A 13,479-nucleotide genomic window follows, 5' to 3' on the forward strand; every position below is an offset into this window, starting at 1 on the left:
TATGTTATGCGTCAGTTTACAATCGCTACCTGTCAATCTTTTTGTTGTTAAGCGATTCAACCCAAGGGTCTAACTTATGGAATAGCTTCGGATAGCGTCCCTTCAGGTCCTTCCTGACTTCCGCATAGGTGCTGCGCCAGAAGTTCGCCAGGTCCTGGGTCACCTGTACCGGGCGATGCGCGGGAGACAGCAGGTGCAGCTTCACTGCCAGGCGGCCCTGGGCGATGCGCGGAGTGTCGCCGAGGCCGAACAGTTCCTGCAGGCGCACCGCGAGGATCGGCGGGGTTTCGCTGTAGTCCAGGCGGATGCGCGAGCCGGAGGGGACTTCCAGGGTTTTCGGCGCCCACTCGTCGAGACGCTGCGGTAATGGCCAGGGCAACAGCCCGGCGAGGATCGAAGCCAGGTCGAGGTTGGCGAAGTGAGCCAGGCGGGTGACCTTGCCGAGGTAGGCCGGCAACCATTCCTCCAGCCGTTCCAGCAACGCGGCGTCGCTGACGTCCGGCCACTCGCTCTCACCCTTGTCTTCCAGGTCCAGCCGGCGTAGCAAGCCGATACGCGCCTGCCACTGGCGCAGTTCCGGGGTCCAGGGCAACAACTCCAGGCCCTTGCGCCGGACCAGGCCGAGCAGCGCCTGGCTGCGCGCCGCTTCGTCGAGGCCGGGTAGCGCCTCGCTGGACAGCACCAGTTCGCCGACCCGGCGCTGGCGCTCGGCGCGCAGCACGCCTTCGCGCTCGTCCCACTGCAGTTCGTCGCGCTGGCTGACCTGCTCCGCCAGGACCGTATCGAACAACCTCGGATCAAGTTCGGCGGCCAGGTAGATCCGCTCTTCGCGCTGGCCCTGGCGGCTGCCCAGATCGGCGATCACCAGCCAGGGCTGCTTCATCAGGCTGTCCGGTTCGCCGAACTGCGCAGCGCGTCCATTGGCCAGCCGGTAGTCGCCGCCGCCGGCGCGGCGCTGGCGAGCGATGCGGTCGGGATAGGCGAAGGCCAGCAGGCAACCCAGCCAGCGCGGATGGCCGGGATCGACGACCGCCTCGCTGGCGGCGCCGCGCAGATAGCCGCGGAACTGCCGGGCCAGTTGCCGGGCGCGCTGTACCGCGCCGCGCGAAGCGCCGGCGCGGGCCTCGCCGGCGAGCAGAGAGAGACGGCTGTGCAGGTCGGCGCCGCCGCCACGCTGTATGTCGCGTTCGCCGAGCAGCGCCGCTACGTCGCAAGCCAGTTCGCCAAGGCCGAGGGCCTGGCCGCGCAGCAGCAGGTGGGCAATGCGCGGATGGGTCGGCAACTCGGCCATCGCCTGGCCATGGGCGCTCAGCGCGCCGCTGGCGTTCAGCGCTCCCAGTCGCCCGAGCAGGTCGCGGGCCTGGGCGTAGGCTGCCGCGGGCGGCGCGTCGAGCCAGGCCAGCTCCTCCGGCGCCACGCCCCAGCGCGCCAGTTGCAGGGCCAGCCCGGCCAGGTCGGCCTGGAGGATTTCCGCCGTGCCGTAGGCAGGCAACTGCTCATGCTGGCTCTCCGACCACAAGCGGTAGCATACGCCCGGCTCCAGGCGCCCTGCGCGGCCGGCACGCTGGGTAGCGGAGGCGCGGGAGATGCGCTGGGTCTCCAGGCGGGTCATGCCACTGCCCGGATCGAAGCGCGGCACCCGCGCCAGGCCGGCGTCGATCACCACCCGCACGCCGTCGATGGTCAGGCTGGTCTCGGCGATGTTGGTCGCCAGCACCACCTTGCGCGTGCCCCGCGACGCCGGCTCGATGGCGGCGCGCTGGGCGGCGAGGTCGAGCTCGCCATGCAGCGGGCAGAGCAGCACCTCGGGGCGACCGCCAAGGGCCTCGCGCAAGCCTTCGTGAACGCGGCGGATCTCGGCCTGGCCGGGAAGAAAGACCAGCACGCTGCCGCTTTCCTCCGCCAGCGCCTGGAGCACCGCCTGCTGCACCCGCGGCTCGATGAACTCGCCGGGTTGCGCCGCCCGTCCCCAGCGGATATCCACCGGGAACATGCGGCCCTCGCTGCGCACCACCGGCGCTTCGCCGAGCAGCGCCGCAAGACGCTCGCCCTCCAGGGTCGCCGACATCACCAGCACTTTCAGCGGCGGCTCGTCGCGCAACAGTTCGCGGCCATTGAGAGTCAGCGCCAGGGCCAGGTCGGCATCCAGGCTGCGCTCGTGGAATTCGTCGAAGATCACCAGGCCGACACCGTCCAGCGCCGGGTCGTCTTGCAGGCGACGGGCAAGGATACCCTCGGTGACCACTTCGATGCGGGTCTTCGGGCCGACCCTGCTCTCCAGGCGGATCCGGTAGCCGACGGTCTCGCCGACCTTTTCGCCCAGCTCGGCGGCCAGCCGCTCGGCCGCGGCCCGCGCCGCCAGGCGCCGCGGTTCGAGCATGAGGATGCGTTGGCCGGCGAGCCAGGGCTCGTCGAGCAGGGCCAGCGGCACGCGGGTGGTCTTGCCGGCGCCCGGCGGGGCTTCCAGAACGGCCTGGTGTTGTGCGCCAAGGGCCTGGCGCAGGGCGGGAACAACGGCGTCGATGGGTAGGGAAATCATGCTGGCTCCGGACTGACCGGCGAAGTATACCGGCGAACCGGCGGGCGCTTTCGGCGGTCTTATCGTCATCGTCGCGGCAGAAGATTGCCGAACGCTGGTCGATTGCTATAGTTCGCCGTCATGTTCACCCGGAGGTCATACATGCGCCTTGCCACCCGCGTTTCCTGTGCCGTTCTCAGTGCAGCCCTGCTGAGCCAGTTGTCGGCCTGCGGTACGCTGTTCTACCCCGAGCGACGCGGCCAGATCGACGGTCGCATCGATCCGGCCATCGTCGCCTTCGACGCCATCGGCCTGCTGTTCTATATCATCCCCGGCCTGATCGCCTTCGGCGTCGACTTCGCCACCGGCGCCATATACCTGCCCGACGCCAAGTACTCGGTCGCTCCGGAAGTGCTCAAGGATGCCGTCGGCGCGGACGGCAAGGTCGACAACCGCAAGCTCAAGGCCATCCTCGAACGCGAGATCGGCCGTGAACTGCCGCTCGACGACCCGCGCCTGATCCGCCACAGCGGCAGCGTCGAGCAACTGGCGGCCTATGGCCTGAAGCCGGCCGCCTGATCCACCCTCCGAGCGCGACCGTGCGTCAGTGCCCGGTCGCCGCCCGGTTGGTTTACAGTGGCGCCGTCCCTTCTGCCAGAAGCGCCCCATGAGTCCCGATTCCCCCCACGCCCGCCTGCTGCGCCTGGCCACCCTGGCCTCGCTCGGTGTCGCCGTCACCCTGGTCATCGGCAAGGCCATCGCCTGGTGGCTGAGCGGTTCGGTGAGCCTGCTCGCCGGCCTCACCGACTCCCTGCTGGACAGTGCCGCCTCGCTGCTCAACCTGCTGGCGGTGCACTATTCGCTGCGCCCGGCCGACGACGACCACCGCTACGGCCACGGCAAGGCCGAGGCCCTGGCCGGCCTGGCCCAGGCCATGTTCATCGGTGCCAGCGCGGTGCTGGTGGCTATCCAGGCGGTCGAGCAATTGCGCGACCCGCAGCCCCTCGGCGCGGCCACCTGGGGCATCGCGGTGATGCTGCTGTCGCTGCTGCTCACGGCCCTTCTCCTGGCCTTCCAGACCCACGTCATCCGCCGCACCGGTTCCACCGCGATACGCGCCGACTCGCTGCACTACCGCTCGGACCTGCTGCTCAACGCCAGCATCCTCGTGGCACTGCTCCTGGCCCGCTACGGCTGGCCGCAGAGCGACGGCCTGTTCGGCCTGGGCATCGCCCTGTACATCCTCTGGAGCGCCCTGCAGATCGCTCGCGAGTCGGTGTCGATCCTGATGGACCGGGAACTGCCCACCGACATCAGCGAGCGCATGCGCGAACTTGCCTGCAGCGTGCCGGGAGTGCTCGGCGCGCACGACGTGCGCACGCGGATCTCCGGCAACCACTGGTTCGTCCAGTTGCACCTCGAACTGCCCGGCGAGCTGAGCCTGTCGGTGGCCCACGCCCTGACCGACCGCGCAGTGCTGGCGATCAAGCGCGAATACCCGAAGGCCGAGGTGCTGATCCATGCCGACCCACAGGAAGTGGTCGGCAAGGAAACCGTCAGTTGACGCTGTAGCCGCGCCCGCTCAGGCAGGCGGCCATGGCCCGGCGGTAGCCGTTGGCGACCTCGGCGGCCGGCGCGTAGGTCGCCCCCGCCGGGTCGAAGCCGCTCTCGCCCACCGCCCAGCGGTGGCACTCGTAGCGGTCGCGGCTCTGCTGGTCGGGCCCCTGGCCGCGCGCGGGGTAGGCCACCACGTCGTAGCTGGCGGCCGGCCCGCTGACCGGATAAACGGGTCCCGCTGCCCGCGGCGGCGGGCTGACCACTTCGTACTCGCGGGTGTCGGCATGCCACAGGTAGTAAGTGCCGGCGGCAAGGAAGTACAGCACGCTGCCCAGCCAGACCTGCTCCGCATAGGGCGGCAGGCTGCGGACGCGCACCCCGCGGGGCGGCACGACCAACACATAGCGCGGGCCGTCGGGTCGGTACCAGTAGCCGTCGAGAAAGAAATACTCGCCGCCGCGATAGGGCACCCGCAGGTGTCCGCGCGGCAAGGCCTCCACCACCCGGCCCGGACGCCAGTCGGGATGCGGTCCCCAACTGCCGCCGTACGCTTCGCCGCGGCCAGGTCCCGGTTGTCCGTGGGCAACACCGCGCTCGCCGCCGGGTCCGCCGCGTCCCCCTCGGCCGTCGTCGGCCTGCGCCTGGACGCACAGGCTCAGCGAGAGAGCGCCCACCCCGAGCATTCGCCACCATCCACCGTTCATCGTCTGCCTCGCCCCGGGCCTGGTCGCCCGGCCACGTTCGAATGATCCCGGGAACGACTTTCCGCCGTTTTCCGCCAAGGGTGGGTAAACGCCGGGTAAAGAATGGGTAAAAGCGCGGCACGGGCCGGATCGCGGGCAAAGAAAAAGGGAGGCCCGTCGACCTCCCTTCTGGGGTAACTGTCCTGGCTCGGCGCTGTTGGCGACGGCTCACCTCACTCCACCTTCTGGGCGGTGTGCAACCCGGAGGCCGGCGCAACCCTGTAGGGTCGGCGGCCACGGCTGGCCTGATTGGGCGAGCCGTGATGGACGAGATGTCCGGGCCGTGAATCTGGGTAAAAGAATACGTCGCCAGGCGCGACCAATGATTGCTAACATTGCTCACCAGAACCTTGATTGCGCAATAAATCACTCAAATTCACCTTGCCAATGGCAATCAACCTGAAAGAAATCCTCGCCATGAACAAACTCGACCGCTACGACCTGCGTATCCTCGAAGAACTCCAGCGCGACGCACGCATCTCCAACCAGGAACTGGCAGAACGGATAGGCCTGTCGCCATCGCCCTGTTCGCGACGGGTCAAGCAGCTCGAGGACGACGGCTACATCGTCCGCCAGGTAGCCTTGCTGGACCGCAAGAAACTCGGCCTGAGCCTCACCGCCTTCGTCCTCATAGGCATGGATCGACACACCCCGGAACGCTTCGAACATTTCCAGGAAGTCATCGGCAAATGCCCGGAAGTGCTGGAGTGCAGCCTGGTCACCGGGATGGACGCGGACTACCAGTTGAAGGTCGTGGTGCCGGACATGGACCACTACCAGAAGCTCCTGCTGGGTACCCTGACGCGCATCGAGGGGGTCTCCAGCGTGCGCTCCAGCTTCGTCCTCAACCAGGTGCTGGCGAGTACCGAACTGCCGCTGGAGCACCTGCGCGATTGATCGTAGCGAGACCTGGGACATGACACGGAACAGGCGGCATGCCGTATAATCGGCAGCCTGTTTCAGTTGTCATGCCCGCGTGGCCCCCGCATATAAAGAGCAGCCTGCTCGTAGAACGATAAACGCCTTGCCCGCCCCCCATGGCACGCTCCGTCCGACCGCGAGCCGGACTTCGTTTGCTTGAAAATCCGGAGGTTGCCAATGGATCCCGAACTGTTCGAAGAGTGGATGATGACCGGTCTGGTGACCGTGCTTATCCTGTTCATGGCTTTCATCGTGTGGGACCTGGCGAAGAAGTCGAAAGCCGGCAAGTTCGGAACCCTGATCCTGTTCTTCGCCCTCGGCCTGGGCGTACTGGGCTTCATCATCAAGGGCCTGGTCATCGGCAGCCTCGAAGGCGCGGGCATGTAACCCCGGCGCCACGCGCGTCATCCAACCACTCGTAATCATCCGCCGGCCCCGGCCAACGGGGCCGGCTCGCCTTGCCATTGCCTAGAACAAGGGAGTCGCCATGAACGCCGCCGACCGCGTCATGCAGAGTTATGGACGCTGCTGTGCCAGCACCGGATTCTTCGATGATTTCTACCGGCATTTCCTTGCCAGTTCCCCGCAGATTCGCGCCAAGTTCGCCACCACCGACATGACTGCGCAGAAACACCTGCTGCGTGCCGGGATCATGAACCTGGTGATGTACGCCCGCGGCATGTCCGACAGCAAGCTGCGCGCACTCGGCGCCAGCCATTCGCGCGCCGCGCTGGATATCCGCCCGGAACTCTACGACCTGTGGCTGGACGCCCTGCTGATGGCGGTCGCCGAGCACGACCGCGACTGCGACGCCGAGACCCGCGACGCCTGGCGCGACGTGATGGGTCGCGGCATCGCCGTGATCAAGTCGTACTACTGATCGTTCCGCGCCCGCTGGACGACGCCCCTCTCGTCAGTCCAGCCGCGCCGGCACTTCCCGCCATTCCCCGAGGCCCAGGCCGTCCAGGCTCCAGGGGCCGATCCGCACCCGCACCAGCCGCAGCGTCGGCAAGCCCACCGCCGCCGTCATCCGCCGCACCTGGCGATTGCGCCCCTCGCGGATCACCAGTTCCAGCCAGTGGGTCGGCACCGACTTGCGAAAACGCACCGGCGGCACCCGCTCCCACAACGTCGGCTCATCCAGCAGACGCGCCTCGGCGGGCAGCGTCGGGCCGTCGTTGAGCGTCACGCCCTCGCGCAGGCGCCGCAATTGCTCCTCGTCCGGCGTACCTTCGACCTGCACCCAGTAGGTCTTCGGCAGCTTGTGCCGGGGGTCGGCGATGCGCGCCTGCAGGCGACCGTCGTTGGTCAGCAGCAACAGGCCCTCGCTGTCGCGGTCCAGGCGCCCGGCCGGATACACGCCCGGCACCGGGATGAAGTCCTTGAGGGTCGAACGCCCTTGCTCGTCGTTGAACTGGGTCAGTACGTCGAACGGCTTGTTGAACAGCAGCAGCTTCGGCTCGCTCGGCGGCGCCTTGGCCACCCGGCGTGGCGCAGGGCGGACGGGATGACGCGGGGAAGGACGCGGGGGACGGGACATGACTGGAAACGAGTTGGCTTGATCGGGGTACCGGGCGGCATGCTAGGTTGTCCGAGAGCCTGACCGCAAGAGCATCCCCTCATGCCCTCCCTGCGTCCCACCTGGCTGATCAGCCTGCTGACCCTGGCCGGCTGCGCTGGCAGCGCCTATCAGGGTCCGCCTTCGGACCATTTCGACGGCGAACGTTTCCGCAATATCCAGCCGACCGCGCACAAGAGCCTGCGCGACCTGCTCAAGTGGCAGTGGAACCGCCCGCCGCAACGCCCGTGGGTCGCCCTGCCGCCGACGGCAACGCCGCCAAGGGTGAACGAGCGCGCCCGCGGCGAAGAACTGCGGGTCACCTACATCAACCACGCCACCCTGCTGATCCAGCACCGCGGCCTGAACATCCTCACCGACCCGGTCTGGTCGCAACGGGTCAGCCCGCTCGCCTTCATCGGCCCGAAGCGCCACCATCCGCCCGGGTTGACGCTCGACCAGTTGCCACCGATCGACCTGGTGCTTGTGAGCCACAACCACTACGACCACCTCGACCTGGAAACCCTGCGCCAGCTCCACCGGCGCTGGCCGACGGCCAAGGTGGTCAGCGGCCTGGGAAACGCCGGGCTGATCCGCCAGACAGGTTTCGCCGACGTCGTGGAGATCGACTGGTGGCAGGCCGTGCCGCTGGGCGCTGGCCTGACGCTGCATGGCGTACCGGTGCAGCACTGGTCGTCGCGCACCCGCAGCGACACCAACCGCACGCTCTGGCTCGGCTTCGTCATCGACTCGCCGGACGGCCCGCTGCTGTTTCCCGGCGATACCGGGCTCGGCCCGGAGTTCGGGCTGATCCACCAGCGCTTCGGGGCGATGCGTTTCGCCGCCCTGCCGATCGGCGCCTACGAGCCGCGCTGGTTCATGCGCGACCACCACATGAATCCCGACGACGCGGTGCAGGCCCATCGCACGCTGCAGGCGCAGACCAGCATGGCCATCCACTTCGGTACCTTCAATCTCACCGACGAACAGCAGGACGACCCGCCCAAGGCGCTCCAGGCGGCGCTGCGCAGCCAAGGCGTGGACCCGGCGACCTTCGGCACGCCGAAACCCGGCGAGCAGTGGCGCGTCGCACCGCGCAACGTCGCTCAGGAGGCCGAGGCCACCAGGCGGGAGCAGCAGTTGCGGTAGCGCTTGCCGCTGCCGCACGGACAAGCCTGGTCGCCACGGCCGCCCAGGGCCAGCCAGCTTTCCAGGCGCGCGGCCATCCCGGCCAGGCGCTCGCGGGCCTCGTCGTCCAGGCCGGCGCGGGCCAGTTGGCGCCGCAGGCCGAGGTAGTCTTCCAGCAGGACATCGCGGCTGAGCGCCTGGTACTGGTCGGCCAGCGGCACGCCTTCGTAGCGCCGCTGCGGGTCGGCCAGGAAAGCGATCGCGCCCGCCTGCGGCAGGACATTCCACAGGTTGCCGCGCGGATCGCGCCAGCAAGCGCTGAAACGCGCGCGCAGGGCCAGGCCGCGCCATTCTTCCAGGATCCAGCCGTCGACCCGCTCGCCGCCGAGGGCGTCGACCGCCCGACCGACCGAGAACCACGGTTCGCCGGCCAGACTTTCCGGCATCGGCAACGGCGCTGCCACTTCCGGCGCGGCATCGGGCACCAGGCGGCGGGCGAAGCGACGGAGCGGGTTGCTGAGATGAGTGGGGGCGCTGAACGGCATGGGGCTCACATCGATGGCAGGCGTGGTCGTTCCGACCGGCAGAAGGCGCCGCGGTTCCACGCAGGGCGAAGGGCCATCATTGTAGGGCCTCGGCGCCGCGAGGCGTAGAAGCGAACCCCGGTTTCCGCGCGGAAACCGGGGCGCGTCCGATCAACGGAACGGCGGCTCGTCGAAACTCCGCAGCTTGCGCGAGTGCAGCGAGTTGAGCTGGCTGCGCAACAGGTCGAGGGCGGCGATGCCGATCCGCAGGTGCTGGTTCACCGCGCGCTCGTAGAAGGCGTTGGCCGAGCCGGGCAGCTTGATCTCGCTGTGCAGCGGCTTGTCCGAGACGCACAGCAACGTGCCGTAGGGCACCCGCAGGCGGTAGCCCTGGGCGGCGATGGTGCCGCTCTCCATGTCCACCGCGATGGCCCGCGCCAGGTTGATCAGTGGCCGCTCCTGGGCCCAGCGCAGCTCCCAGTTGCGGTCGTCGTAGGTGAGCACGGTGCCGGTGCGCAAGCGTCGCTTGAGCGACTCGCCGCGCTCGCCGGTGACTTCGGCGGCGGCTTCCTGCAAGGCGACCTGGACTTCGGCCAGCGCCGGGATCGGGATGTGCGGCGGCAGCGCGCGGTCGAGGATGCCGTCGCGGCGCATGTAGGCGTGCGCCAGCACGTAGTCGCCGATGGTCTGCGACTGCCGCAGGCCGCCGCAGTGGCCGATCATCAGCCAGCAGTGCGGACGCAACACCGCCAGGTGGTCGGTGATGTTCTTCGCGTTGGACGGGCCGACCCCGATGTTGACCAGGGTGATGCCGTCGCCATCGGCGGCGATCAGGTGGTAGGCCGGCATCTGGTAGCGATGCCAGACCACCCCGGCGACGATGGCGTTGGCCTCGCCTTCGTCCATCCCGCGCTCGATGATCACGTTGCCCGGCAGGACCATGCGCACGAAGCGCGGGTCCTCGCGCAGGCGGGTCAGGCCGAGGCGGATGAACTGGTCGACGTAGCGGTGGTAGTTGGTCAGCAGGATCCACGGCTGCACGTGGCGCCAGTCGCTGCCGGTGTAGTGCACCAGGCGGCGCAGGGAGAAGTCCACCCGCGCGGCGTCGAACAGCGCCAGCGGCAACTGGTCGGCGCGTTCCCATTCGTAGAGGCCGTCGGCGATGTCGTCGGAAGCGGCGGACAGGTCGGTGCTGGGGAACACCCGCGCCAGCTCGGCGGCGGTCACCCCGGAGCCGGCCAGCTCATCGCCCTGCTCGACCACGTAGGGATAGGGGATGTCCTGTTGGCTCGGGCCGACCTGCACCTGCACGGTGAAATCGTCCATCAGCGGACGCAACTGTTCCAGCAGGTACTTGCGGAAGGCGTCGGGGTGGGTGACGGTGACGCTGTATTCGCCCGGCACCTGGACCTTGGCGTAGGCGCGGGTGGTGGACGGCACCTCGCCCTGGCAGCGGTAGCCGATGCGCAGTTGCGGGTAGTGGAAGTTCTGCCGCTCGGCCTCGCTCGGCTCGATGCGCTCCTTGATGTAGCGCTTGAGCGCCTGGCTCAGCGCCGCGGTGGCCTGGCGGTGCAGCTCGGCAAGACGGTCGACGGCCTCCTCGGCCGTGCGGGCGACGACGAACCCGTCGTCGGAATCGATACTCATGGTGGGCTTCCTGTCGGTTCGCATGGAAAACATCTTGCCTGTACCGACAGGAAAACACAGCGCTTTTCTCCCGTTACCTCATTCGGCCAGCGCCACCACCGCCATGGTCACGGTGGCCTTGCTGAACAGGTGCCGCCGACCGTCCCGCTCGGCGAACACCTCGGCCTCGACCACCGTCACCTGGCGCCCGGCCTTGAGCACCTCGGCGCGACACAACAGGCGCTGGCAAAGCGCCGGGCGCAACAGGTTGAGCTTGAACTCCAGGGTCAGCACCGTCTGCCCCTCCTCCACCAGGGTCGCAGCGGCGGCCCCGGCGGCATGGTCGGCCAGGGTCGCCTGGACCCCGGCATGGATGAAGCCGTTCTGCTGGGCGTGGCGGGGCAGGATGTCCAGCCCCGCTTCGACCCAACCCGGCCCGCAGTCCAGCGGACGGATGCCGAGGTCGCCGACGAAACTGGCCGCGGCGAAGCCCTGCTCGACCAGCTCCCGGTAGCGCGGATGCGCCTGCATCGCGACGCGCCTCAGGCCAGGTGCGGGGTGGCGCGAGCCAACAGCGCCTCGACCTCGACGCCGCGCGGCAGGGTGCCGTAGACCCGCCCGCCGTCCCCCAGGCGACTGCCGATGAAGGCGTCGGACACCGCGGAGTTGCCGGCTTCCAGCAACAGCTTGGCCTGCAAGGCGATCGCCACGTCCTCGGTGAGCTGGCGGGCGCGGTACTGGATGTCGGCGGTGTCGGCGAAGGCCGCCTTGAGGTTGCCGATGTGCGCGGCGAGACGGGCGTCGCCATGGCCGTCGCCCAGTTCGGCGAACAGCGCGTCGAGCACCCCCGGCTCCTTCGACAGGGCACGCAGCACGTCCAGGCACTGCACGTTGCCGGAACCTTCCCAGATCGAGTTCACCGGGGCCTCGCGGTACAGCCGCGGCAGGATGGTTTCCTCGACGTAGCCGGCACCGCCCATGCATTCGGAGGCTTCGTTGATCATCGCCGGGGCACGCTTGCAGATCCAGTACTTGCCCACCGCGGTGACCAGGCGGGCGAACTTCTCCTCCTGCTCGTCGTGGGCACGGTCCAGGGCATGCCCCATGCGCAGGGTCAGGGCCAGCGCCGCCTCGCTTTCCAGGGCCAGGTCGGCGAGCACGTTCTGCATCAGCGGTTGCTCGGCCAGCACCCGCCCGCCGACCTTGCGGTAGGCACAGTGGTGGGCAGCCTGGGTCAACGCCTGACGCATCAATGCGCTGGAGCCGATCATGCAGTCGAAGCGGGTCATGGCGACCATCTCGATGATGGTCGGCACGCCACGGCCCTCCTCGCCGACCATCCAGGCCAGGGCGCCGCGATACTCGATTTCGCTGGAGGCGTTCGACCAGTTGCCCAGCTTGTCCTTCAGGCGCTGGATGTAGAACTGGTTGCGGCTGCCGTCCGGCCGGTGGCGCGGCAGCAGAAAGCAGGTCAGGCCCTTGTCGGTGTAGGCCAGGGTGAGGAAGGCGTCGCACATCGGCGCCGAGCAGAACCACTTGTGCCCGACCAGTTCGTAGGCCTGCCCCGGCCCGGGAATCCCCACCGGGTAGGCCCGCGTGGTATTGGCGCGGACGTCGGTGCCGCCCTGCTTCTCGGTCATCGCCATGCCGATGGTGACGCCCGCCTTCTGCTCCATCGGCACGTTGCGCGGGTCGTACTCGCGGGAGAGGATCTTCGGCAGCCATTTCTCGGCCAGGTCCGCCTGCAGGCGAATCGCCGGCACGCTGGCGTAGGTCATGGTCAACGGGCAACCGGTGCCGGCCTCCGCCTGGCTGTGCAGGTAGGACAGCCCGGCCCGCGCCACCTGGGCGCCGGGGCGCGGGTCGGTCCAGGGCAGCGAGGGCAGTTCGTGTTCGATGGCGGCGCGCATCAGCTCGTGGTAGGCGGGGTGGAACTCCACCAGGTCGACGCGGTTGCCGTAGCGGTCGTGGCTATGGAACTCCGGCTTGTGCTGGTTGGCCAGGAAGCCGGCCGCCATCAGCGGGCCGCCGGCCAGCTCGCCGTAGCGCTGCAGGCGCTCCTCGGCCCAGCCGCCCTGGTAGCGACGCACCCACTCCTGGAGAGGCAGGTCGAGGCGGTAGAGGTTGGCGCCATCCAGCGACGGTACCTGGTTGGTCACTTCGTGGGTTTCGGCGTACTGGTGCAGGTTCATGAGGGTTCCTCGCAGACAGGCGCGCCCACCGCGCGCAGGCAGAAGTTCACCAGAGCCGTACTCACCGGCTCCAGACTCGGTTCCGGCTGGCCGCTGTCGCGAGCGGCGCGCGCCGGGGGAGACAAGGGGCCGACCAGCGCCTCGGCGATGGCCCCGACCAGGCAGGCCGCGGCAAGCGGCACCAGGGAAAGCTGGAATGCGCCACTGCGCCGGCCCTCCTCGAGCAGTTCGACGAACAGTGCGGCGTAGGCCTCGCGATAGCGCAGGCGCTGCTCGTCGACTTCAGGATCCACCGGCTCGGCGATCAGGGCGAAGGCCAGCCGCTGGCTGCTCCAGGCGCGCGCGGCAAAGCGCCGCAAGCCCTCGGCCAGGCGCCAGGCGGGCGCGCCGGGACCGCGCAGGACCACGGCCAGGGCATCGACCTCACGCTGGCTGGCGCGGCGGAAGATTTCCGCCGCCAGCTCGCCCTTGCCCCGGAAGTGGCGGTACAGGCTGCCGGTGGCGATCCCCGCGTCGTCGGCCAGGGCCTGCATGGTCAGCGCGGCGAAACCGCCCTCCGCGACACGCCGCAGGCCTAGCTGGAGGATGCGCTCGCGCAGCGCGGAATCGCGTTGCAGGCGGCGTTCGGTGACACGATAGACCATGACTGAATCCGGATTCACTTTTTCCCAGTGAATCACGCTTCAGGCTTTGCCTAAAGAGACATACAGGT

14 protein-coding genes are annotated in these 13,479 nt (G+C 68.8%); 6 read left to right on the forward strand and 8 right to left on the reverse strand.

The features are described from left to right. Window positions 1–25: 25 nt before the first annotated feature. Window positions 26–2,539, reverse strand: a complete 2,514-nt coding sequence (gene hrpB, locus AC4OR5_RS18690) for an ATP-dependent helicase HrpB (RefSeq protein WP_116271292.1) — start codon at window positions 2,537–2,539, stop codon at window positions 26–28. 141 nt (window positions 2,540–2,680) lie between these two features. Between hrpB and AC4OR5_RS18695 the strand changes: the two genes are divergently transcribed. Next, window positions 2,681–3,097: a hypothetical protein gene (locus tag AC4OR5_RS18695; protein ID WP_003093116.1), complete on the forward strand. Its 417-nt coding sequence runs from the start codon at window positions 2,681–2,683 to the stop codon at window positions 3,095–3,097. 88 nt (window positions 3,098–3,185) lie between these two features. Continuing rightward, complete coding sequence (gene fieF, locus AC4OR5_RS18700; RefSeq protein WP_003093118.1) at window positions 3,186–4,082, forward strand: CDF family cation-efflux transporter FieF; 897 nt, start codon at window positions 3,186–3,188, stop codon at window positions 4,080–4,082. Here the strand turns inward: fieF and AC4OR5_RS18705 are convergent. Further along, window positions 4,075–4,758 carry a DUF6515 family protein gene (locus AC4OR5_RS18705; protein WP_058160471.1) on the reverse strand — a complete coding sequence of 228 codons (684 nt, stop codon included), beginning with the start codon at window positions 4,756–4,758 and terminating at the stop codon, window positions 4,075–4,077. The two genes, fieF and AC4OR5_RS18705, sit on opposite strands and share 8 nt — an antisense overlap. Before the next feature lie 477 nt (window positions 4,759–5,235). On the opposite strand from AC4OR5_RS18705, the gene AC4OR5_RS18710 reads away from it, so the two are divergent. The 3 genes from AC4OR5_RS18710 to AC4OR5_RS18720 all read left to right on the forward strand — a co-directional run bounded on the left by AC4OR5_RS18710 (window position 5,236) and on the right by AC4OR5_RS18720 (window position 6,619). Beyond that, window positions 5,236–5,715 (forward strand): Lrp/AsnC family transcriptional regulator, encoded by a 480-nt coding sequence (locus tag AC4OR5_RS18710; protein ID WP_003106063.1) that lies wholly within the window; start codon window positions 5,236–5,238, stop codon window positions 5,713–5,715. Window positions 5,716–5,916: 201 nt separating this feature from the next. Further along, complete coding sequence (locus AC4OR5_RS18715; protein ID WP_003093125.1) at window positions 5,917–6,126, forward strand: DUF2788 domain-containing protein; 210 nt, start codon at window positions 5,917–5,919, stop codon at window positions 6,124–6,126. A 100-nt stretch (window positions 6,127–6,226) separates the two neighbouring features. Beyond that, window positions 6,227–6,619 carry a globin gene (locus tag AC4OR5_RS18720; RefSeq protein WP_003093127.1) on the forward strand — a complete coding sequence of 131 codons (393 nt, stop codon included), beginning with the start codon at window positions 6,227–6,229 and terminating at the stop codon, window positions 6,617–6,619. A 33-nt stretch (window positions 6,620–6,652) separates the two neighbouring features. Here the strand turns inward: AC4OR5_RS18720 and AC4OR5_RS18725 are convergent, their stop codons facing one another. Next, window positions 6,653–7,222, reverse strand: a complete 570-nt coding sequence (locus tag AC4OR5_RS18725) for a pseudouridine synthase (RefSeq protein WP_003114324.1) — start codon at window positions 7,220–7,222, stop codon at window positions 6,653–6,655. Window positions 7,223–7,360: 138 nt separating this feature from the next. On the opposite strand from AC4OR5_RS18725, the gene AC4OR5_RS18730 reads away from it, so the two are divergent. Beyond that, a complete protein-coding gene (locus AC4OR5_RS18730) occupies window positions 7,361–8,446 on the forward strand; it encodes an MBL fold metallo-hydrolase (protein ID WP_003119208.1) in 1,086 nt (361 codons plus the stop codon). On the opposite strand, the gene AC4OR5_RS18735 is transcribed toward AC4OR5_RS18730, so the two are convergent. The 5 genes from AC4OR5_RS18735 to AC4OR5_RS18755 all read right to left on the reverse strand — a co-directional run bounded on the left by AC4OR5_RS18735 (window position 8,404) and on the right by AC4OR5_RS18755 (window position 13,411). Further along, entirely contained in the window at window positions 8,404–8,970 is a 567-nt protein-coding gene (locus AC4OR5_RS18735) for an SEC-C metal-binding domain-containing protein (RefSeq protein WP_016254302.1), read from the reverse strand. The two genes, AC4OR5_RS18730 and AC4OR5_RS18735, sit on opposite strands and share 43 nt — an antisense overlap. A 150-nt stretch (window positions 8,971–9,120) precedes the next feature. Beyond that, window positions 9,121–10,620, reverse strand: coding sequence for an AMP nucleosidase (gene amn, locus AC4OR5_RS18740; RefSeq protein ID WP_003119204.1), 1,500 nt, complete (start codon window positions 10,618–10,620; stop codon window positions 9,121–9,123). 54 nt (window positions 10,621–10,674) lie between these two features. Further along, window positions 10,675–11,106, reverse strand: coding sequence for a PaaI family thioesterase (locus AC4OR5_RS18745; protein ID WP_003093139.1), 432 nt, complete (start codon window positions 11,104–11,106; stop codon window positions 10,675–10,677). A gap of 11 nt (window positions 11,107–11,117) precedes the next feature. Then, complete coding sequence (locus AC4OR5_RS18750; RefSeq protein ID WP_003122024.1) at window positions 11,118–12,767, reverse strand: acyl-CoA dehydrogenase family protein; 1,650 nt, start codon at window positions 12,765–12,767, stop codon at window positions 11,118–11,120. After that, window positions 12,764–13,411: a TetR/AcrR family transcriptional regulator gene (locus tag AC4OR5_RS18755; RefSeq protein ID WP_003093144.1), complete on the reverse strand. Its 648-nt coding sequence runs from the start codon at window positions 13,409–13,411 to the stop codon at window positions 12,764–12,766. Before AC4OR5_RS18755 ends, AC4OR5_RS18750 begins: the two co-directional genes overlap by 4 nt. Window positions 13,412–13,479 lie beyond the last annotated feature (68 nt).

Source organism: Pseudomonas sp. YA1 (assembly GCF_058680555.1).

Coding starts and splice junctions, on each gene's coding strand:
- AC4OR5_RS18695 (WP_003093116.1), top strand. CDS start 2,681: ATGCGCCTTGCCACCCGCGTTTCCTGTGCCGTTCTCAGTGCAGCCCTG.
- AC4OR5_RS18720 (WP_003093127.1), top strand. CDS start 6,227: ATGAACGCCGCCGACCGCGTCATGCAGAGTTATGGACGCTGCTGTGCC.
- AC4OR5_RS18730 (WP_003119208.1), top strand. CDS start 7,361: ATGCCCTCCCTGCGTCCCACCTGGCTGATCAGCCTGCTGACCCTGGCC.
- AC4OR5_RS18705 (WP_058160471.1), bottom strand. CDS start 4,758: ATGCTCGGGGTGGGCGCTCTCTCGCTGAGCCTGTGCGTCCAGGCGCAG.
- fieF (WP_003093118.1), top strand. CDS start 3,186: ATGAGTCCCGATTCCCCCCACGCCCGCCTGCTGCGCCTGGCCACCCTG.
- AC4OR5_RS18750 (WP_003122024.1), bottom strand. CDS start 12,767: ATGAACCTGCACCAGTACGCCGAAACCCACGAAGTGACCAACCAGGTA.
- AC4OR5_RS18745 (WP_003093139.1), bottom strand. CDS start 11,106: ATGCAGGCGCATCCGCGCTACCGGGAGCTGGTCGAGCAGGGCTTCGCC.
- AC4OR5_RS18735 (WP_016254302.1), bottom strand. CDS start 8,970: ATGCCGTTCAGCGCCCCCACTCATCTCAGCAACCCGCTCCGTCGCTTC.
- AC4OR5_RS18710 (WP_003106063.1), top strand. CDS start 5,236: ATGAACAAACTCGACCGCTACGACCTGCGTATCCTCGAAGAACTCCAG.
- AC4OR5_RS18755 (WP_003093144.1), bottom strand. CDS start 13,411: ATGGTCTATCGTGTCACCGAACGCCGCCTGCAACGCGATTCCGCGCTG.
- hrpB (WP_116271292.1), bottom strand. CDS start 2,539: ATGATTTCCCTACCCATCGACGCCGTTGTTCCCGCCCTGCGCCAGGCC.
- amn (WP_003119204.1), bottom strand. CDS start 10,620: ATGCGAACCGACAGGAAGCCCACCATGAGTATCGATTCCGACGACGGG.
- AC4OR5_RS18715 (WP_003093125.1), top strand. CDS start 5,917: ATGGATCCCGAACTGTTCGAAGAGTGGATGATGACCGGTCTGGTGACC.